General features: G+C 71.3%; 16 protein-coding genes. 10 read left to right on the top strand and 6 right to left on the bottom strand.

Annotation, left to right across the window (positions count from 1 at the left end; all coding sequences use genetic code 11):
* Positions 1 to 6 precede the first annotated feature (6 nt).
* The 5 genes from HS104_01500 (at position 7) to HS104_01480 (ending at position 6,379) form a co-directional block, all read left to right on the top strand.
* The gene (locus tag HS104_01500; GenBank protein ID MBE7478652.1) at positions 7 to 2,580 is read left to right on the top strand and encodes a hypothetical protein; all 2,574 of its coding nucleotides are present in this window, start codon (positions 7 to 9) and stop codon (positions 2,578 to 2,580) included.
* Positions 2,577 to 3,470 (top strand): RluA family pseudouridine synthase, encoded by an 894-nt coding sequence (locus tag HS104_01495; GenBank protein ID MBE7478651.1) that lies wholly within the window; start codon positions 2,577 to 2,579, stop codon positions 3,468 to 3,470. Before HS104_01500 ends, HS104_01495 begins: the two co-directional genes overlap by 4 nt.
* Before the next feature lie 11 nt (positions 3,471 to 3,481).
* A complete protein-coding gene (locus tag HS104_01490; GenBank protein MBE7478650.1) occupies positions 3,482 to 4,162 on the top strand; it encodes a hypothetical protein in 681 nt (226 codons plus the stop codon).
* 49 nt (positions 4,163 to 4,211) lie between these two features.
* On the top strand, positions 4,212 to 5,942 hold the full coding sequence (locus tag HS104_01485) for a protein kinase (GenBank protein MBE7478649.1): 1,731 nt from the start codon (positions 4,212 to 4,214) through the stop codon (positions 5,940 to 5,942).
* A gap of 164 nt (positions 5,943 to 6,106) precedes the next feature.
* The gene (locus HS104_01480) at positions 6,107 to 6,379 is read left to right on the top strand and encodes a hypothetical protein (GenBank protein MBE7478648.1); all 273 of its coding nucleotides are present in this window, start codon (positions 6,107 to 6,109) and stop codon (positions 6,377 to 6,379) included.
* Positions 6,380 to 6,381: 2 nt separating this feature from the next.
* Here the strand turns inward: HS104_01480 and HS104_01475 are convergent, their stop codons facing one another.
* Positions 6,382 to 7,593, bottom strand: a complete 1,212-nt coding sequence (locus HS104_01475) for a hypothetical protein (GenBank protein ID MBE7478647.1) — start codon at positions 7,591 to 7,593, stop codon at positions 6,382 to 6,384.
* Positions 7,594 to 8,631 carry a hypothetical protein gene (locus HS104_01470; protein ID MBE7478646.1) on the bottom strand — a complete coding sequence of 346 codons (1,038 nt, stop codon included), beginning with the start codon at positions 8,629 to 8,631 and terminating at the stop codon, positions 7,594 to 7,596.
* An 80-nt stretch (positions 8,632 to 8,711) separates the two neighbouring features.
* Between HS104_01470 and HS104_01465 the strand changes: the two genes are divergently transcribed.
* Positions 8,712 to 10,094: a prolipoprotein diacylglyceryl transferase gene (locus tag HS104_01465; GenBank protein ID MBE7478645.1), complete on the top strand. Its 1,383-nt coding sequence runs from the start codon at positions 8,712 to 8,714 to the stop codon at positions 10,092 to 10,094.
* 122 nt (positions 10,095 to 10,216) lie between these two features.
* Here HS104_01465 and HS104_01460 read toward each other — a convergent pair whose 3' ends face one another.
* The gene (locus HS104_01460; protein ID MBE7478644.1) at positions 10,217 to 11,020 is read right to left on the bottom strand and encodes a metallophosphoesterase; all 804 of its coding nucleotides are present in this window, start codon (positions 11,018 to 11,020) and stop codon (positions 10,217 to 10,219) included.
* Positions 11,021 to 11,070: 50 nt separating this feature from the next.
* Here HS104_01460 and HS104_01455 point away from each other — a divergent pair, with 50 nt between their 5' ends.
* Entirely contained in the window at positions 11,071 to 13,404 is a 2,334-nt protein-coding gene (locus HS104_01455; protein ID MBE7478643.1) for a hypothetical protein, read from the top strand.
* 158 nt (positions 13,405 to 13,562) lie between these two features.
* A complete protein-coding gene (locus HS104_01450) occupies positions 13,563 to 14,243 on the top strand; it encodes a hypothetical protein (GenBank protein MBE7478642.1) in 681 nt (226 codons plus the stop codon).
* Positions 14,244 to 14,337: 94 nt separating this feature from the next.
* Here the strand turns inward: HS104_01450 and HS104_01445 are convergent, their stop codons facing one another.
* Positions 14,338 to 14,859 (bottom strand): hypothetical protein, encoded by a 522-nt coding sequence (locus HS104_01445; protein MBE7478641.1) that lies wholly within the window; start codon positions 14,857 to 14,859, stop codon positions 14,338 to 14,340.
* A 185-nt stretch (positions 14,860 to 15,044) separates the two neighbouring features.
* Entirely contained in the window at positions 15,045 to 16,277 is a 1,233-nt protein-coding gene (locus HS104_01440; protein ID MBE7478640.1) for a beta-lactamase family protein, read from the bottom strand.
* 96 nt (positions 16,278 to 16,373) lie between these two features.
* On the opposite strand from HS104_01440, the gene HS104_01435 reads away from it, so the two are divergent.
* Both HS104_01435 and HS104_01430 read left to right on the top strand, forming a co-directional pair.
* Positions 16,374 to 17,111 (top strand): hypothetical protein, encoded by a 738-nt coding sequence (locus HS104_01435; protein MBE7478639.1) that lies wholly within the window; start codon positions 16,374 to 16,376, stop codon positions 17,109 to 17,111.
* A gap of 37 nt (positions 17,112 to 17,148) precedes the next feature.
* Positions 17,149 to 18,600, top strand: coding sequence for a hypothetical protein (locus HS104_01430; GenBank protein ID MBE7478638.1), 1,452 nt, complete (start codon positions 17,149 to 17,151; stop codon positions 18,598 to 18,600).
* 90 nt (positions 18,601 to 18,690) lie between these two features.
* On the opposite strand, the gene HS104_01425 is transcribed toward HS104_01430, so the two are convergent.
* Entirely contained in the window at positions 18,691 to 19,224 is a 534-nt protein-coding gene (locus HS104_01425; protein ID MBE7478637.1) for a hypothetical protein, read from the bottom strand.
* Between the last annotated feature and the right edge of the window lie 95 nt (positions 19,225 to 19,319).

Here is a 19,319-nt window from a genome sequence, read left to right as displayed (position 1 = left end):
CGGGCAATGAGTCGCCCCGGGAGTCGCCTCTACACGCTGCTCGATGCCGCCGTCGGCGGGGCACGCGTCGAGGACTTCGGCACGGCGGGTGTCGGGCTGGTCGAGGCCGAGCGGCGCGGCCTGCCGGTGGTCGAGAGCTGGCTCTTGTCGGCGAGCCCATTTCGCGAGGCGGTGGTGGCGCTGCCGCCCGGTCACGATCCGGCGTCGCTCTTGCGCGTGATTCACAAGCCCAGCGGCCGGGAGAAGGCGGCGCGTGCCCGCGAGCGGCTGCGACAGACGGCGCTCTCGGCGGAGCTTCGGTCGGAGCTCGCCGCGCTGTGCCAGCGCCTCGCGCCGGATGATTGGGGATTCGCGCTGCGGGCGAGCCCGACGCTCGCCGACCCGAGCATGGCGGAGCTCGCGGGGCTCGACCGAGTCGAGCTCGGCCTCCGGGATCCCGAGGCGCTGGAGCGCGGCATCGCGCTGCTCTGGTCGGCGGCGGTGGACGAGGACGCCCTCGTCGCCCTGCGGGATCAGCGCCTGCGTGACCTGGCGATGGCGGTGGTCATCCAACGCCTCGAGCCGGCGCAGAGCTCCGCCATCCTGCTGAGTCGCGAGGCCCGGGGTCCGGCGGGAGACGAGTCGTTCCTCTTGGCCGCGAGCGTGGGCCTGGGCTCGCCGGTCGTGGACGGCGCGCGTCCGATGGACTTCGTGCGAGTCGCCGCTGACGGCAGCGCGTTGGCGCGGCGGCTGGCTCACAAGCCCGGGGCCCTGGTGGTGGGCGCTGCCGGAGCGGAGGTCGTGGCGGCCGCGGCGCCGGACGAGCCGGCCATCGGGGACCGCGCTCTGCGCAAGGCCAGCGAGCTGTGGAAGAAGCTCGACCGCTCCCGCGTCGAGGAGTTGGAGCTCGCTTTCGCCGCCGACACGCCGCGAGTGCTCTCCGCGCGCGCTTCGCGCGGGGCTGGTTACCCGAAGGGGGGAGCCTCGGACAGCGTGTGGTCGCGCACCGGGCTCGCTGATCTGTTGCCAGGAGTCCCGACGCCACTTTCCGCTTCGCTCGTCGAAGATTTCGTCGAGGAGAGCCTGCGCAAGACTCTGGGCGACCTCGGCGCGGAGGTCGAGCGCGACGCTGCGCTGGTGGCCCGCGTGCACGGCCGTCACTACCTGAACGTGTCGGCGATGGTGCCGGCCCTCTCGGGAGTGCCGGGCATCGAGCCTGCGGTGGTGGTGGACCTCCTGCGCGGCGGCAACAAGGCCGAGGTGGCGCGCACTCTGGACGTGCGCTCGCGGCGGGGGTCTCTGGCAGCGCTCTCGTTCGCTGCCGCGCGCCTTACCCTGCAGGAGCGGCGGCTGACCGACGCTCACCTCAAGTTCGAGCGCGACGCGGATCAACACCGGCGTTGGCTGGCGGAGATGGATCTTGCCATCTTGCCCGACGACGCGCTGGTCACGACGCTGCGCGAGTCCCACGGTTTTCTGGAGGCCACCGGGCGCATGCTGCTCTCGTGCTCGGTGGTGGCGCTGGCGTCGCACCTGGCGTTGCAGGCGGCGCTCGCGCGCGTGCTGCCGGAGGCGGCCTCGCGCCTGGCGTATTCCCTGACCAGCGGTCTGGGTGAGGTCGAGAGCGCGCGCCCCGCGTTGGCCCTGGCCCACGTCGTGGAGCTCTTGCGCGCAGAGGGCGTCACCTCGGTGGAAGAGCTCGGGGACGGCGCCGGCAGGCGCGCGCTCTCGAGCTGGCTCGAGGCGTTCGGCGATCGCGGGCTGTGCGAGGTCGAGGCCATGACGCCGCGCTTCGGCGAGGACCGGGCGCCGGTCTTGCGCATGCTGAGCGCAGGGCTAGCGGCGCAGGCGATCGATCCGGACGCCGTGATGCGCCGAGTGCGAGTGGCCGCCGATCGAGACCTGGCGGTCGTCGAGGCGAACGCCGGGCAGGTGGAGCTGGCGGTGATCCGGCTGCTGCTCTCGCGAGCGCGCGCCCTCTCCAAGCTGCGGGAACGCATGCGCGTGTGGATGGCGCGGACCATAGCCATGACGCGTACGGTGGCGCTGGACGTCGATCACCGGCTGCGACGCCTGGACTCGGCGCTCGGGCCGGACAGCGTGTTCTTCCTGCAGCACGCCGAGCTGGTGAGCGCGACGGGGCGAACTCGTGCGGACCTCGGCGCGCTGGTGCGCATGCGGCGCGACGCCTACACGCGGGGCCTGGCGCGCCCCGACCCGCCGGACACCTTCATCGGCTCTCCGCCGCGGGTGGCGCCGCTGCCGTTCGACGCGCGCAGCGCCTCGGGGGCCGGCGCGAGCGGGGGCGTGGTGACCGGGCGGGTCCGCCTGCTGGGCTCCGACGGGCGCGGCGCGGAGCGCATCGTACCCGGGGACGTTCTGGTGATGCGCACGCCGGACGTGGGGCTCGCGCCGCTGTTCTTCTGGGGCGCGGCGCTGATCGCCGACGCCGGCAGCGCGCTCTCGCACGCCGCCGTGGTGGCGCGGGAGATCGGCATTCCAGCGGTGTTCGGCGTGCTCGGCGCCAGCGTCACGCTGCGGGACGGCGAGCAGGTCAAGGTGGACGGCGACCGCGGGCTGGTCGAGCGCCTGGACGCATGAGTCGAGGCAAGCAGCTCTGGCAGGTGGGGCCGGACGGTCCGCGTACGCTCGGGGAGGTGCTCGAGGCTCTGGGCGTGGACGCGCGGGCGCTCGCCGAAGGCCGGGTGTTCGTCGAGCGGCGGCGCGCGAGCGACGCGACCGAGGAGCTCGACGTCGGCAGTCGCGTCGAGGTCTTCGCTGCGCGCCCCAGCGAGGAGCCGGCCTGGGTGGTCGAGCGTGCGGACGGCTTCGTGATCGCGCACAAGCCCGCGGCTCTTCCCACCGAGGCCGACCGGAGCGGCCACGCCTGCTTGAGCCGAGAGATCGCGGCGCTCATCGGAGCGCGCCAGGTCCACGCGGTGTCTCGGCTCGACGTCGGGGTCAGCGGGCTGGTCCTCTTGTCGGAGAGCCGCACGGCGCACCAGCGCGCCGCACGGCTGCGTGAGCAGGGCGCCATCTCGCGCGCGTACGTCGCCATCGCCGAGCGCGCGCCGGCGCCGGAGCACGGCGGCGTGTCGACTCCGGTCGAAGGTCGCGCGGCGCGCACGCGCTACGCGGTGGTGGCCACCGCACGGCCGCACCAGCTCCCGAGCGGCGAGCGGGTCAGCCCCGCTCTCCTGACGCTCTGGCCGGAGACGGGTCGCAAGCACCAGCTCAGGCTCCACGCCCGCGAGCTCGGCGCGCCGCTGCTCGGCGACCGCGCGCATGGCGGAGCGCGGCGGCTCGGCACCGAGAGCGGCAGCGTGCTCGAGGTCCCGCGCGTCATGCTGCACGCCGCGCGCGTCGAGCTGCCCCGCCCGAGCGGCGAGCCCTGGGTCGTGGTCGCGCCGCCGCCCGCCGACTTCGCCGAGATCTGGCTGGCCTTGGGGGGCGGAGGCGAGGACTTGGAACGCGCGAGCGCGATGCGCTAAAGCTCGGCGCCATGCGCGTCCTCCGAGCCCTGCTCCTCGCCGGTGGCGTCGCGCTGGCGTGCTCGGGAGCGCGCTTCGAAGGCACGGCGCAAGGCCCTGCGCTCTCGATGCCCGCGCGCATCGGCGAAGGCAGCGATCAGGACGCCGGCGCCGTGGACGCGGGGAGCGACGCGCGCCAGCTGATCGGCGCCGCCGAGCGCGATCCGGGCCCCGGCTCGCTGCCCGATCCGGAGGCGCTCAAGGAAGCGCGCCACTTCGAGTACGAGGTCGTCTACGAGGGCGGCAAGGTGCGCGTCCAGAGCGTGCGCGGCGTGCGCTTTCAGCGACCGGTGCCCGCCGTGCGCAAGATGGGACGCTTCGCCATCGAGCTCTGGCTCGGGCGCGAGCTGATCGAGCGCGTGCGCTTCGACTTTCCGCTGGTCGCCGCGGAGGATCCGCGCAAGAAGAAGAAGCACCCGCTGCACGAGCCGCCGAGCTTCGCCGCGGGGGTGGTCGCGACGCTGAAGGTCCTGGTCCCGGCGAGCACCCGCGCGACCCGAGCCGCGTTGATCGACCGCGCGACCGGCACGACGCTGGAGCTGGCGTGGCCGCCGGACGCCCCCCTCGGCCCGCCGATCGCCGCGCTTCCCGCGGACGCGGGGGACGCGAGCGCGGCGGCTGGGCCGGTCGGGGACGCTGCGCCCAATGACTGACTGCTAATGTGGCCAGAGGGGGGCGCTTCGTGCGACGCTAGCGCCCGCCATGAATTGTGAGACCTGCGGCCACGCCAACATCGATGGCGCGCGGTTCTGTGCCAAGTGCGGGGGGGTGCTTCCGACTCACGACGAAGGCGCCGAGGACAAGCTCATCGGCCAGGTCATCGGCGGGCGCTACCGGGTCACCGGCGTGCTCGGCGAGGGCGGCATGGGCATCGTCTACGTGGGCGAGCAGCAGATGGGCTCGACCATCCGCCAGGTCGCCATCAAGACCTTGCACCAGCACCTGTCGAAGGACCCCTCCGTGCTCGCGCGCTTCCACCGCGAGTGCGGCACGGTGGCCCAGCTGGAGCACCCGAACACCATCAAGTTCTACGACTTCGGCTCCACCGCGGACGGCACGCTCTACATCGCGATGGAGTTCGTCAAGGGCAAGCCCTTGAACGAGATCATCGAGCAAGGCGGACCCATGATCCCCGAGCGCGTGCTCAAGATCATGAAGCAGGTCTGCGGCGCGCTCGACGAGGCTCACAAGCAGGGCATCATCCACCGCGATCTGAAGCCCGAGAACATCATCCTCACCGACCGGGCCGGCGAGGTGGACTTCGTGAAGGTGCTCGACTTCGGCATCGCCGCCCGTAGCGAGTCGGCGGACGCCCAGAAGGAGGCGAAGCTGACCCAGCAGGGCATGGTGCTCGGCACCCCGCCCTACATGAGCCCGGAGCAGTTCACGGGCAAGGCCCTCGATTCGCGCAGCGACATCTACTCGCTGGGCGTGATGACCTACGAGATGCTGACGGGAAAGCTGCCCTTCGAGGCGGACACGCCGTGGCAGTGGGCGACGCAGCACATGACCGCGCAGCCGCTGCCCTTCGAGGTCACCGCGCCCGCGAGCTCCATCTCCGACCACATGCGCAAGGCCATCTTGCGCGCGCTCTCCAAGGACCGCGAGCAACGCCAGGAGACCGCGAAGGACTTCTACGCGGAGCTGTCCCACGGCGGCGGCATCACCGTGGTCGAGGAGCCGCCGCGCGAGAAGCTGCAAGTCCAGGGCACCGCGGCCATGGCGGCAGCGCCCGACTTCGGCTCCTTCGGCTCGGCGCCCGCGGTGACTCCGGTCCCACAATCGCCCGCGCCGATGATGGCGCCCGCGCCGATGATGGCGCCCGCGCCGATGGTGCCGCCGGCACCCATGCCCAGCCGCGGCGGAGGAGGAGGCAAGGGCCTGATCTTCGGGCTGGCGGGCCTGCTCGCGCTGCTCGGGGTGATCATCGTCGTCGTCTTCGTGATGCAGCGGAAGAAGGACGACGGCACCGATCAGCCGCTGACCAACCCGTTCGGCACCTCCACCGGGGCGACCACGGTCGGGCCGGTGGACACCGGCACGGGAACCGGCACGCCCACGGGGACGGGGGACACGACCGCAGCCCCGCCGACGGAAGACGCGGGCACGACCCCGCAGCCCACGGCCAAGCCGACCACGACCGGGACCAGCACCGCGCCAAAGGTCGATCCGGCCAAGGCCTGCGACGCCTGCATCAGCGCTGCGTCCGGCGGGAACATTGGCGGGGCCTCCGCCGCCTACTCGAAGTGCACCGACGGGGCGAAGAAGGCGCAGTGCTCGCAAATTGCCCGGGGAAAGGCGCCCGGTGCCGCGAAGTCGGCCGCGCTGAACGGCAAGTGCGCGCAGGCGAAGGGGACCATCGCCGCGGCGAAGGCCATGGGCGCCGACAGTCCAGCCCTGAACAACGCCCTGGCCGGCTCGAGCTGCAAGTAGGCGAAGCTTCGGCAATTGTCGGCGAAAGGGTGCTCGGGTGTATACCTTTTGCCACACCCATCTCTTGACGACCCGAGAAGAGCGGGTCTAGATCTCTCCTCATCGCTTCTGACTCGAGCTGGGGGCTCCTCAGAAATTCTCACCCAAGCAAAGCAATCAGTGCGATGTCGACCAGAATGACCTGGCCCGAGCTGTGTCGCTCGGGAGAGTTCAAAGGACTATGGGTAGCGCTGGACAACTGCCGCTACGACCAGGCCACGCTGCAGCCCGTGGAGGGCGACGTGGTGGACTCGGATGAAGAGCTGGCCGAGCTCTGCGGGCGCCTCCAAGAGGGAGGCCGTAGCTCCTGCGCCATTCTTTTCTGCGAGGACGAGCCCCTGGTCGAGACCCGGCGCCCCTCCGTGCCTCCGTCCGAGCGCCAGCGCCTGGCCCGCTGAGCTCACTTCACGATGGGTTTCACGACGGCCTTGCCGTCCTTGATCACCACGTCGAAGTCGATCTTGCGGTTCCCGTGCTGCTGCCGGAGCTTGTCTTCGGTGGCCTTGAGCTGCTTGCTCAGGCCGTCCAGCGAGACTGACTTGGCATCGTTGGTTTGACGCTTCGCGTCGAGGAGACGCGAGTGGATTTCCTTCAGGCGATCGTCGCTCAGGCTCCCCGCTGGCGCGGCCGGGCGCGCGGGCGCGGCGGGCCGGACTGATGGGGGCGGCGCAACCGGGGGTCGCGCGCGCGGAGCGGCCGGCGCGGGCGCAGCGGGCGGCACCGAGCGGGCGGGGATCGGCGGCGGTGCCGGCTTGGCTCGAGCCGGGACGGGCGGAGGCCTCGGCTTCTGCGGGTCCGCCGCGGGCGGGGGCTGAACGGCCGCGGGAGGCGGCTCGGCGGGCGGAGCGATGCCCTTCGGCAGCCGGGGCCGCGCGCCGACCATCGGCCCGACGGGTGGCGGCGCCTTGCCGCCACCCGGTCGGCTGACGGGGGGCCCCGAGAGCGGCGGCGGCTCGATCGACGGCGGCGGAGCGGCAGCCGCCGGCTTGGCGCGCACCGGCCCCACCGGACCCTGGGGGCGCTTCGAGATGGGCGCGGCGCCACCGCCGATGATGTCGTCGATGTCGAGGTCGAGCTTCTCGAGCTGGAAGCGCCCTGGTCGGGTGGGGGCTTCCCTCTTTGCGAAGGGCCCGGGCGTGAGGCCTGGCGCGGTGGGCACCTTCGTGGGCTTGAGGCCGAGCATCGTGTCGAGGCTGTCCACCGGCGGCTCCATCGAGGGCTCGATGGGTGGCGCTTCCTCCTCCTTCTTCTTGGAGAAGTCGCCCTTGCGGCGCTTCGCGGCAATGGTGAGCGGCTCACCGAAGGTCTTCTCCGCCTTGATCAGGTGGCGCTTGTAGGTGCCGTTCTCGATCTCGCGGCAGATGCGCGCCCAGTACTGCGCGAAGGTGTTGAAGCGCTGCGTGAGCACGTTGAACTTGAAGCGCTTGCCGGTGTTCTTGAACTTCACCCGGCGCAAGACCCAGATGCGGCGCTCCACGTCCTTGCGTGGAACCGACGGCTCGAGCTTCTCGATGCCCAGGAAGTACTGCTCGTAGAGCGCACGCAGGCGTTCGAGCCGGTTCTCCAGCTCGTCGAGCTCTTCATCGAGGTTGAGCTCGGCTTCTTCGGCCACTCAGCCTCCGGGCAAGGCAGAGATCACGAGGTTGTCGAAGCAGACTTGGACTTCCCAGTCGTTGAAGCCGAGGTGCTCGTGGCCATCGCCGCGCAGGGGGGCCGGGTCCGTGAACGCGATGATCTCGATGTCGTCCACGAACCAGCGCACCGTCTTGCCGTCGCTGCGCTCGACCTTGAAGTGGTAGACGGTGTTCGGCACCACCGGGCGCGCCTTGTAGTCGCCACCCGCCGAGACCTTCACCTCCGGCCGGCCCGGCGCGTGCTCATCGAGGCGTGCCAGGACGTGGAACTGGTTCTTCCAGCCGCCGTAGATGGCGAGGTAGCTGGTGGCGTCGTTGTACGAGACACCTTTGGCAAAGCCCTTGCCGTCGCCCCAGATCTCGACCTTCAGGTCGCCGTCCGCCGACGTCGAGACGGCGTCGAATTCGATGCGGGCGTTGGTCGGGAGCTTGCGCTTCAGCCACACCGGGTGGTTGCGCGCCTTCGAGCCGCAAAGTCGGCCCCCGATGATGCGCCACTCCGGGCTGGTCGGGTTCCACTCCGCGCCGAGCTCCCCGCGCTCGAAGGTGTCCCAGTAGACGCCGGTGATCGGGCTGTCGGGGGCCGCGGCGGGTGGCTTGGGGGCGGCTGCGGCGGCGACCGGTTGTGCGGCGACGCTGGGCTGCTCCAGAACCGGCGGCGGCGGCGGCTCGGGCGGAGCCGCCGGGGGCTGCGCCAGCTGCGCGGGGTCGCGGCCCTTGTCCCTCAGCGCTGGCGAAACCAGCCGTCGCTGCTCGCGCGCCGAGACGCTGCGCGCGCCCGGCTTGGGCGCGGCGTCGCCGAGCACGAAGGGGTTGGCCGAGGCCATGGGCCGATTGGGGTCGAGCCGGCCGGAGCCCTGCGGCTGCGCCACCGGTGGCGGGGGCGCTGGTGCCGGCTGCGGCTGCGGCTGGGGGGCGGGGTTCGCCGGCGCCGAGCTGCTCTGGGGCTGGTCATCGGTGGGGACGCAGGCCGAGGCCAGCGTCACGAGCCCGAGGTACGAGAAGAAACGCTGCACGGGCCGCATGCTAGCACGCCAGAAGCGGGCTTTCGCACCGGCTTTGTGGCGCGGCGTTTTGCGCGGTATGCGGGGAAGCGATGTTCCCCGTGCTGTTCCGCCTGCCGCTGCCGGCGTGGACCATTCCTCTGTTTCCGGCGTTGCTCGTGCTCGCCGCGCTCGGCGCGGTGCTCGCGCTGTTCGGGTACAAGAAGCGCGCCGGCGATCTGCTGGTGATCGGTGCAGTGCTCGCCGCTGCAGCGGGCCTGTCTGCGTTCAGCTACCAGGGCCAGGTCTACACGCTCTCACCGCTGCCCATCTACAGCTACGGCGCGATGCTCTGCGTGGCCATCGTCGTCGGCTGGTTCCTGACGCTCGGGCTCGCGGAGAGAGTCGGGCTGCCGCGCGACAAGATGGCGAACTGCTACTTCGTCACCGCGCTGGCGGCCCTGGCGGGCGCGCGCCTGATGTACGTCGCGACGAACCCCCACGAGTTCGAGAGCTTCCGGGATCTGTTCGCGCTCCGGCGCGGCGGGCTGGTGGCCTACGGCGGGTTCCTGGGCGGCTTCATCGGCTCGTTCCTGTACCTGCGCGCGCAGAAGATCCGGCTCCTCGCCTGGGGAGACGCCGCGGCGCCCGGCCTGGCCCTCGGTGTGCTGATCACGCGCGTCGGCTGCTACATGTTCGGCTGCGATTTCGGCAAGCCGCTCGGCGAGACGGCGCCGGCCTGGCTGAAGAAGCTCGGCACCTTCCCGCGCTGGGCCGAGGGCACGTTGCTCGAAGGCTCGGGGTCGCCGGCCTGGATCCAACACGTGAACCAGCGCGGGCTCGCGCCGGACGTCGAGGCGTCCTTGCCCGTGCACCCGACGCAGCTCTACGAAGTGTTGGCCGGCGCGCTGCTCTTCGTCGTCGTGGTGCTGGTGCGCAAGCACGTCCGCTTCCGCGGGCAGGCCTTCCTGGCGCTCACGCTCGGCTACGGCTACCTGCGCTTCATCATCGAGATCCTGCGCGACGACGCGGAGCGCGGCGAGCTCGGGCCGTACATCGCCACCCACGTCTACCTCCCTGCGGCGCTCCTGATCTTCGCCGCCGCGTACGTGTACGGCCCGTCGCGCAGCTTCTCGAATCCCCGGCTCCGTTACGCCACCGACGCGCTGGCCATCGTGCCGCCGGTCGCGCTCTACTTCGTGCTCAAGCCGGCGAGCTTCGCCGACGCCTCGTCGCTTCAGCTCTCGACCTCGCAGTGGGTCGGGCTCCTGACCGGCGTCGCCGCCGGGGTCGTCTGGTACACGCTGGACGAAGGGGCGAGGAAGCACCCCGAGGCGGCGATGAGCCTCGGGCCCGGAGCGGAGGAGAGTGACGAGGAAGCGGAGGAGGAGAAACCCGCTGCCGACGAGCCCGCCGAGGAAGAGGCGTCTCCGCCGCCGCCGTCGGCGAACAAGAAGAAGAAGAAGAAGAGGAAGACGGCCGCGCCGTCCGCCTAGCGCGCTGGCTAAAGCCCATCCCGCGGACATCCGGAGCGCCGCAGCGGGCTCCGATGCGCGAAACGTCCATCCCGCGGACATCCGGTGCGTCGCAAGGGTTGCGCTGCGCGGAACGCGGGCGGTCAGCCCAGCTCGACCTGATACCGGGCTGTCTCCGCGCCCTCGATTCGCACGCTGAGGCGCTTCGGTTCGAGATCCACGACCGCGAAGCTCGAGGCCGGGCGGCCCGGCGCGTCGTCGTCCAGGTTCTCGATCAGGCTCTGCAGCGTGACGTAGGGGATGCCTCGGATCACGTCCAGGTGGTTCCAGTGCACGTGGCCGTTGAACACGGCCACGACCTTGCCGCTCTGCTCGATGATCCGGCGGAGCTCCCGGCGCTCCGCCACCCGGCAGATGTGCGGCGCCTTCTCGAACCAGCGGTTGCCGGTGAGATCCTGGTCGCTCGCCGGGTGGTGCGTCAGCACCACGACGGGCGCGTGGGCGGCGGCGAGGTCCTGCTCCAGCCAGCTGAGCTGCGCCATCGGCAGGCGCACGCACACGTCTTTGGTCTCCAGCGTGTTCAGCACCGCGAAGTGCACGCCGCCCACGTCGCGGCTGTAGTGGAGCGGGCCGCTGTGGCCCCAGAGACTGCGCAGGTCGTCTTCGCTCAGGTGGATCTGGTCGTGGTTGCCCGCCACGTGCAGCACCGGCGCCTGGAGCTCGGAGAAGACGTGCAAGAACTCGCGGTAGCGCTCGAGGTCCTGCTGGTGGCTCTCGTCCTCGATCACGTCGCCCAGGTTCACGACCAGCTCGGGGCGCTCGATCTGGTTCATGCGCTCGACGAAGGCGCGGGTCAGGTTGCCGGCCTCGTGGCTCAGCTTGCGCAGCTTGCCGGCGAAGTAGGCCTTGGGCCCGAAGTGCTGGTCGGTAATCAGCGCGAAGCGCACGGCTCGAAGCTAGCGCTGCCCCGCGCCCGGTTCCACGCTAAGCTCGGCTCGTGGTGCGCTACGGGTTCTCGGGCGGAGCGCTGGCGCTCCTGGTGGGTCTCGCCTTCGCCGCCTGCGGCAGCGACGACGGGGGTGGCAAGTCGAGCAGCGGCGGCAGCGGCGGCAGCGCCGGAGACGCCGGCGGCGCGGGCGGCGACAGCGGCGACGCCGGCGACTCGGGGCCGTCGCTGGCGGCGATCTGCGTCAAGTCGCCGGTGGCCGCGGCTCCGGCCGGCGACGCGACCTGTCCGGCGAACAAGCCCGGCGTGGCCGACGCGCTCGACGAGGCGCTGACGAAGGCCGGCATCGACCGCTGCAAGTACGGCTTCTCCGACGCGACGATGGCGATCTGGAAGCCCATCTTCGCCGACGACGAGTACCAGCTGCCGAGCTTTCGCCCCCTGCACCTGGGCCTCTTGCGCGCGCCGGCGTTCGTGAAGGAGACGGAGAGCTGGCTCGACGCCGCGCTCGACGGCGAGCAGGCGGTGTCGAGCGCCGTGCTCGCCGCTTCGGTGCGCAAGGGCCACGACATCGACGCCTGCGCGAAGCTCGACGACTTCGCGCCCGCGAGCGTGGACGCGGCCCCGCTCGCGGCGGCACTGGTCAAACTCATCGAGCTCCACGGGGGCAGCGCGAACCTGGGTGACCTCACCGCTCAGACCAAGAACGTGCCCCTCGCGCTGCAGCAGGCGCTGGTGCCCGTGCTCGGAGCCGTGTCCTTCGCCGCCAAGGAATTCCAGGCCGCGCTCGGCACCACGGTCAGCGAAGAGCTCGACTTCCTGAGCCTCGCGCACAGCTTCGTGATCTTCCCGACCGAGCCTTTCACGGTTGACGCCGCCAACGTCGGTTATCTCGCCAAGGTGGACGAGAAACGCATCGCCGCAGCGGCGGCGCTGGTCGCGCGCGCGGTCGAAGACGCGAAGCTCGCGGCGTTCGCCGACAAGCAGGTCCCCGACCTGGCCATCGACACGCCGATCGGCGCGCTGGTGCTCGGTGGCGCCGGCGCGAGCGAGTACTTCGAAGGCTCGTTGTCCGAGCGCGCCGCGCTCTTGCTCGACGTCGGCGGTGACGACACCTACGAGGTGCCGGTGGGCGCGGGCCGGCGTGACGTGCCGGTGAGCCTCGCCATCGACCTGGGAGGCAAGGACAACTACGGCTACCCCGTCTACCCGGACGCCGCGGACCTGCCGACGCGCCCGCCCTCGGACGCGGCGGGGCGCGCCGTGCAGTTCGGTGTGCAAGGACAGACCTTGTCGCGCAAGGGGCGGCAGGGCAGCGGCGTGCTCGGCATCGGCCTGCTCTGGGACCTCGGCGGCAAGGACGACAAATACGCGTCCCTGGCGCTGTCGCAGGGCGCCGGCTCCGTGGGCGTGGGCGTCTTGTTCGACGACGGCGGCAACGACGAATACGTCGCGGAGAGCACCAGCCAGGGCTCGGCGATGTGGGGCATCGGCGCCTTGCTCGATCGCGCGGGCAACGACGCGCGCCGCAGCTTCTACGCCTCGCAGGGCTTTGGCTACGTGCACGGTGTGGGTTTCGCCGCCGACGGCGGCGGCGACGACGAGTGGTTCGCCGATCCGGGCGATCCCAAGATCGGCGGCGATCCGCTCTACGCCTCGGCGCAGCTGCCGGGTGAAGGCAACACCAGCATGTGCCAGGGCGCCGGCTTCGGTCGCCGCGACGACGCCAAGAAGCTCTACATGGGCGGCGGGCACGGCGTGCTCTACGACCGCGCTGGCACCGACAAGTACACCGCCAGCGTGTTCGCTCAGGGCTCGGGCTACTGGCTCGGCTTCGGCGTGCTGGCGGACAAAGCTGGCAACGACACCTACGACGGCCTCTGGTACGTGCAGGGCGCGAGCGCGCACTTCGCGCTCGGCTTCCACTTCGACCACGGTGGCGACGACGTCTACAATAAGGGCTTTCCCATCCGCGCCACCAGCATTGGCGTCGGGCACGACTTCTCCGGCGCGCTGCACGTGGATGAAAGCGGCAACGACTACTACACCGCTCCGGGCCTCTCGCTGGGTTGCGGCAACTCGCAAGGCGCCGGCGGTCTGATCAACATCGGCGGAACCGACACCTACGCGCCGGCGGGCAGCAACACCTACGGCTGCGCGTCCCTCGGGCACGGCGGGCCCTTCACCGCCCGCGACGACATGCCGACCTACGGCATCTTCGTGGACGCCGACGGCGCAGACACCTACGCCCTGCCGAGCGGCGCGCCCGCCGCGGGGGACGGCCAGACCTGGAGCTTCGCGGTCATGGCGAGCACCGCCGGCGCGCCTCAGACCGAGCGGAGCGGGGGCGTGGACCGGAGCCCCGGCGCCGTCTCCATCCCCTGACTCGCGGCGATTTCCCGCGTTTTTCCCCCGAGTTGACCGGTCTCGTGACGAGCTTTACCGCGCCGCCCGTCTAATTGTAGCCTTCCGCGGCCGAATGTCGCCGCGCGTGCGGACCGTACGAGAGGCGCGAGCGAGGAGTTGTCATGCGAAACGCGATCATGCTTGGTGTTGTGGGCGTAGTGGTGGTGGCCGGCGTCGTGGCCTGCAAGAAGAAGGATCAGGACGCTCAGAGCGCGGGCTATCAGCAGCAGCCGGGCTACGGCCAGCAGCAGCCGGGCTACGGTCAGCCGCAGCCGGGCCAGCCGGGCTACGGCCAGCAGCAGCCGGGCTACGGCCAGCCGCAACCGGGTTACGGCCAGCAGCCGACCGCGCAGCCGACCGCGCAGCCGACCGCAGCTCCGACCGCGGCGCCCGCTGCCGGCGGCCAAGCGCAGCCCATCGATCCCACGCTCGCCGGCGCGGCTACGCAGGTCTTGAACCAGATGGCGACGCAGCAGGCCGTGGCGGGCAGCAAGCCCGTCGGCTCGGCGCTCGCAGGCCAGTTCCAGCAAGGTCAGACGCTGGAGTCGCAGATCCAGCTCCAGCCCGGCAAGTGCTACACGGTCGTCGCCTCCGGCCTGCCGCCGGTGAGCGAGGTGAACGTGAAGTTCGTTGCGGTCACGCCGATCCCGGGCTCCGCCATGGTGCTCGCCAACGATCAGGACACCGGCACCCAGGCCGTGCTCGGCAAGAAGCCGAACTGCTACAAGAACGCCTTCCCGATGGCCGTGCCCGTCAAGATGGTGCTCGAGGTCGCGGGCGGCTCGGGCATCGCGGCGGCGCAGCTCTACGAGAAGTGAGCTGCCCCCCCTCGTCGCCGCTTCGCGGCGCCGGTCCCCCCCAAATTCGCGCTGACGCGCGAATGGGGGGGACACGTGCTTCCGGGCTCACAGCCTAGTAGTACTTCGTGAGCGGGGCTGCGATCGCGAACCCGAGGCCGCCAAGTCCCGCCGTCCCCAGCATCGTCCACTGGCAGTTGCAGGTGCCGCCGCCTGGGTCGGATGGCGAGCGAGAATCCAGCCAGGAGCCCAGGACGGCGCCCGCGAGTGCCCCAGCGCTTCCGATCAGCAAGACCACGAGGGTCCGACCGCCGTCGCGCTGTACGATCTCGACTCGACTCACGTCCGCCGCTTCCACCGTGTGCCAGTCGTAGCGCAGCAGGCCATCCTGCAGTGACGCACGAAACGGTGGTCGCAGCCTCACGGTGCGCTCGTACCCGTCGCCGCCGACGACGACTCGAGCTTCCCTGAACTTGCCGCTGATCGCCACCGCGCGCCCGCTCTGGGTACGGACTTCGACGGGCGGCTTGCCCGGCCCGTGCTCACTCAGCCGCGGCAGCTCGGTTGCCGGCACTTCGGCAACTCGAACGCAGCCAGTCACGATCGAGAGGCCCAACCAAGACAGCACGCCCCGCATGGCTCCACCCTCACCAGAGCTGCGTCACGTCGAGGTCGAGGGAGCCAGCGCGGAGCGCGCCCCAACCCTCGTGAACAGCGCACGCGACACGATCGCGCCGGAGTCGCCTTCGGTCAACTCCGTTCGGGTCCAGTTGGGCTCCCCCCCCCAAATTCGCGCTGACGCGCGAATGGGGGGGGACGCCGTCACGACCCACACAGCGGCTCGCACTCGTACAGGCTGCGGCACAGCGCCAGGGCGCGGGGCGAGCGGACGCGCCCGTCCATGCGGTTCATGACGTAGCCGATGCAGAGCTCGGCGGTCGGGTCGCACCAGCCGAGGGCGCCGCCCATGCCGGCGTGACCGAACGACTCTGGATTCGGGCTGAAGGTCTGGCGTTCTTCCTTGAGGAAGCCCTGGGACCAACCGAGGGGCTTCTTCAGCAACAGATCGCGAGGCGACCAGCTTTGTCGCCGGTACACGGGCGCGAGCGAGCCTCGGGAGAAGAGCTGCGCGTCCCCGAAACGGCCGTCGGAGGCGAAGGGCAGGTAGGCGCGCGCGATGCCGTCGGCGCTGGCGGTCGCCGAGGCCCAGGCGAGCGCAGCGCGGCGGACCTCGACGTCGGCGTAGGCCTGCAACCCGCGCGGTCCCGGCGACGGGTTCGTGAACGCGCGGCGCACCAGCGACTTTCGCGAGAAGGCGTCGCGCATGATGCGCATCTCGGGCGAACTCCCGGCGAGAAGCGCGTCGCGTGCGAGCTCGAGTAGCCGCTCCCGCGTGCTCGGCACGTAGAGCGTGGCCTGGCGCGAGTCCTCCGAGGCCGGCGTGCCGAGCCGCGCGTCCGAGCCCACGACCTGGAACAGCTCGCGCTCGAGGAATGGTCCGAGGGGCTCGCCGGCGAGCCGCGCGAACAGCTCGCTCAGGTAGAGGCCGTAGGTGAGCGCGTGGTAGCCCTGCTCCTCGCCCGGTCGCCACGCGGGGGCCTGCCGCTCGAGCGCGCCGAGCACGTGGCCGGCGCGCGCGGGATCGATGCAGTCCCGGAGCGACAGCGGCACGTCCAGGTAGGGCAGCCCGGCGCGATGGTTGAGCAGGGTGCGCACGCTGATCGCGTGCTTGCCCCGCTGGCCGAGCTCGGGCCAGTACGTCGCGACGGGCTCGTCCCAGTCGAAGACCCCGCGGTCCGCCAGGAGGTGCATGCCCATCGCTGCGAGCCCCTTGGTCACCGAGAAGACGACGATGCGGGTGTCGCGCTCCCACGCGCGGCCCGTGGTCGTGTCGGCGAGCCCGCCCCAGAGATCGACCACCTGCACGCCGCGCTGGTACACGCTGAGCGCGGCGCCGATCTCCGCGCCCCGCGCGAGCGCTTCGGCGAAGGTGCGGGCGACGGGCTCGAAGCCGTCGGCGTAGGACCCGCGGGCTGGAAACGGTGCGTGCTGCATCGCGGTGGCGAGCCTACCAAGCTGGAGCCGCCCGGCCGCAGGCTGGCACCGTTTGGCACAGATTCGCCGGCACGCGGGTTGCTGTAGGGTTGGGCGATGGCCCAGAAGCGACCACGCCCCCGAGCTCCCTTCGTCGTCACCGTCGCGCTCGCGACCGCCGCGGCCGCGTGCGGCGGATCGACGAGCCAGGAGTCTGGCGCCGGAGGCGCGGGCGGCACCGGCGCCGGCGGCACCGGGGGCAGCGTCGGCGGCAGCGGAGGCGGCGGGACCGGCGGCGTCGGCGCCAACCCAGGGGGCGGCGGGTGCGGAGCCAACCCTCCGGCGATTCCCTGTCCCGCCACACCTCCTCCCGAGGGCAGCGCCTGCCCGACCAACCCAAGCTCGTGCTTCGGCGGCTGGTGGGGAACGACCTGCTACTACCCGGACCCCTGTGGAGGAACCGCCGATCTGGTCATGGACTGCGGTGGAGCGACCTGGACAGTCACCAGCGGAGCGCTGACCTGCGCGACGTGTCCCGCGAGCGCGCCCGCGGTCGGCGCGCCCTGCGCCGTGCCTGCGACCGAGACCTGCTCGTACTCGAAGGGCTGCTGTCCCGACGTGTACCAATGCGACCAAGGCAAGTGGACCCAAGTGCCGGTGAGCTGCAACCCGCCGCCGCTGATCTGCCCCGCGACTCCGCCGCAGTCGGGCGCCCCCTGCGACCCCTGCGCGATGCCCGGCGAGTGCAGCTACGACACCTGCTCGGCGCTCGGCAAGCTGACGAAGGCGAGCTGCGTGAACGGCGCCTGGTTGTTGGGCAGCACGCCGTGTCTGCTCGACGCCGGGACGGACTGAGCCTCGCGTTTTTCTCCGGTTCCTCTAACCTGGCGGAATGCGCGCCTCGCTACTGCTCCTGGCTCTCGGTTTCGTGGCTCTGGCCTGCGGCTCGGATGACGGCGGCGGCGGTAGCGGCGGCAGCGGCGGCGCGGCCACCGGCGGGAGCAGCAGCGGCGGCGGTTCCGGCGTCGGCGGCGGCGGGGCGGGCGGCACGAGTGGCGGAGGCGGCAGCAGCGCGAGCGGCGGTGGTGGCGGCGCGAGCGGCAGCGGCGGCTCGGGGACCGGCGGGGACGCCGGCAGCGGCGGCAGTGGTGGTGGCACGAGCTTGGCTTGTCCGCCCCTGCCCGCGCCGACTGGCGCGGTGGTGAACGCGAAGCCGAGCGACGCCGCGAGCCTGCACTCCATCGTGATGGGCGCTGCGGCGGGCTCGACCATCTTGCTCGCGGACGGGACCTACGACATCACCTCGACCCTGCAGCTGGCCAAGGCCGGCGTGTCGCTGCGTTCGGCGTCCAACGACGCGAGCAAGGTGATCATCGACGGCAAGTACGCGGTGAACGAGCTCGTGGCGGTGAGCGCCAGCAACGTGACCATCGCTCACGTGACGCTCACCCACGCGGTGGACCACGCGATCCACGCCTACCCGCCGGGCGCGAACCAGGACGTGAAGAACCTGGTGATCTACGGCGTGAAGCTCGTCGATCACGGCGAGCAGTTCGTCAAGGTGAACCCGATCGGCTCGACCCCCGGCTACGTCGACGAGGGGCGCGTGGAGTGCTCCGAGTTCCTGATGACGGCGGCGGGCCGGCCGAAGGTCGAGAGCTGCTGCGGCGGCTGCTACACCGGCGGCATCGACGTGCACGCGGCCTGGAAGTGGGTGGTGCGGAACAACCGCTTCGAGGGCATCTACTGCGAGAACGGCGGGCTGGCCGAGCACGCCGTCCACTTCTGGAAGGGCGCGCGGGACACCCTGGTCGAGAACAACACCATCATCGACTGCGCGCGGGGCATCGGCTTCGGGCTCGGCGGCGGGACGGGTGACCGGGTCTACCCCGACAACCCCTATGGCGGCGCCAAGCTCGCCCACTACGACGGCATCATCCGCAACAACGTGGTCTGGGCGAACCACGCCTTCTACGACACCGGCATCGAGCTCGACATCGCCAAGCAACCGCTGGTCTTCCACAACACCGTGATGCACGGCAGCGGGGCGACCAAAGCCTTCAGCTCCATCGACTATCGCTTCGCCGAGACCTTCGCCGTGATCCAGAACAACCTGACCAACAAGATCACCGTGCGGGACGGCGCTCAGGGCACCGTGGACCACAACCTTCAAAACACGCCGCTGGCGTATTTCGTGGCCGCAGGCAGCGACTTCCACCTGCAGAGCGGCGCCGCGAACGCCATCGACCAGGGCGTGAGCGTGGCGCAAGCCGGCGTGGACATGGACGGGCAAGCGCACGACCAGGGCGCGCCGGATCTCGGGGCGGACGAGCGGAAACCGTGACTGGACTCGGGCTGCGGTGCTTTGCGCGCGCGCCCTGATTCCGTCGGGTTGCTGTCGAGATGCACCCGCGGGGGGACTGCGCAAGTCGAGTCAGCCTCGCTCCGCCAGCAGGCGAGCCAGCTCGGTCACGGTGCTCACCCCGAGCTTCTGCATCCCGCGCTTCGCGCGACGCGACGCGGTGGCCTCGCTGACGCCGAGGTCTTGGGCGATGCTGACGAGGCTGGCTCCCTTCGCGCGCAGCGCGAGCGCCCGGAGCTCGCTCGGCTCGAGGCGCGCCGCGCTCGGACGGGCGATGGCCCAACGCTGCTCGCCGGAGTCGGCGCGCTCGACCAGGGTCCAGGCTCCGCTGAGCAGCTCACTGCGCTGCTCCGTCGGCTCGCAGAGCTTGTGCGCGAGCGCACCGCGGGAGCGCACGCCGAGCTTTTTGTAGGCGCTCGACAGCTGATTGGCGATGGTGCGGGTCGAGGTCGCGCGGGCCCGTGCGATGTCCGCGTTGGACAGTCCCGCCAGGGCGGCCTCCACGACCGCGCGCTCGGCGGGGGTCAGGCCCCGAGCCGGCAGCGCCGGCGGCGGCAGGCGAACGAGCAGGTGATGGGCGCCAGCGAGCTCGAGCAGGCGGGTCATGTGGTTCAACCAGTTGCACAAACCATGCCCAGCTGATGAGGCATGATCCCGCAGGAGAACCTTCTACTGGCTCAACCACTTCGCAGCGGGGGCTT

The sequence above is a fragment of the Polyangiaceae bacterium genome, from assembly GCA_015075635.1.
GTDB lineage: Bacteria > Myxococcota_A > Polyangia > Polyangiales > Polyangiaceae > JADJKB01.
Note: the sequence above shows the minus strand (reverse complement) of the source record. Positions and strands in the feature narration are given on the sequence as shown.

Bases quoted from the DNA above. Each gene is read 5' to 3' on its own strand.
- HS104_01500 (MBE7478652.1), top strand. From the start codon at position 7: ATGAGTCGCCCCGGGAGTCGCCTCTACACGCTGCTCGATGCCGCCGTC.
- HS104_01495 (MBE7478651.1), top strand. From the start codon at position 2,577: ATGAGTCGAGGCAAGCAGCTCTGGCAGGTGGGGCCGGACGGTCCGCGT.
- HS104_01490 (MBE7478650.1), top strand. From the start codon at position 3,482: ATGCGCGTCCTCCGAGCCCTGCTCCTCGCCGGTGGCGTCGCGCTGGCG.
- HS104_01485 (MBE7478649.1), top strand. From the start codon at position 4,212: ATGAATTGTGAGACCTGCGGCCACGCCAACATCGATGGCGCGCGGTTC.
- HS104_01480 (MBE7478648.1), top strand. From the start codon at position 6,107: ATGTCGACCAGAATGACCTGGCCCGAGCTGTGTCGCTCGGGAGAGTTC.
- HS104_01465 (MBE7478645.1), top strand. From the start codon at position 8,712: ATGTTCCCCGTGCTGTTCCGCCTGCCGCTGCCGGCGTGGACCATTCCT.
- HS104_01450 (MBE7478642.1), top strand. From the start codon at position 13,563: ATGCTTGGTGTTGTGGGCGTAGTGGTGGTGGCCGGCGTCGTGGCCTGC.
- HS104_01445 (MBE7478641.1), bottom strand. From the start codon at position 14,859: ATGCGGGGCGTGCTGTCTTGGTTGGGCCTCTCGATCGTGACTGGCTGC.
- HS104_01440 (MBE7478640.1), bottom strand. From the start codon at position 16,277: ATGCAGCACGCACCGTTTCCAGCCCGCGGGTCCTACGCCGACGGCTTC.
- HS104_01435 (MBE7478639.1), top strand. From the start codon at position 16,374: ATGGCCCAGAAGCGACCACGCCCCCGAGCTCCCTTCGTCGTCACCGTC.
- HS104_01430 (MBE7478638.1), top strand. From the start codon at position 17,149: ATGCGCGCCTCGCTACTGCTCCTGGCTCTCGGTTTCGTGGCTCTGGCC.
- HS104_01425 (MBE7478637.1), bottom strand. From the start codon at position 19,224: ATGACCCGCCTGCTCGAGCTCGCTGGCGCCCATCACCTGCTCGTTCGC.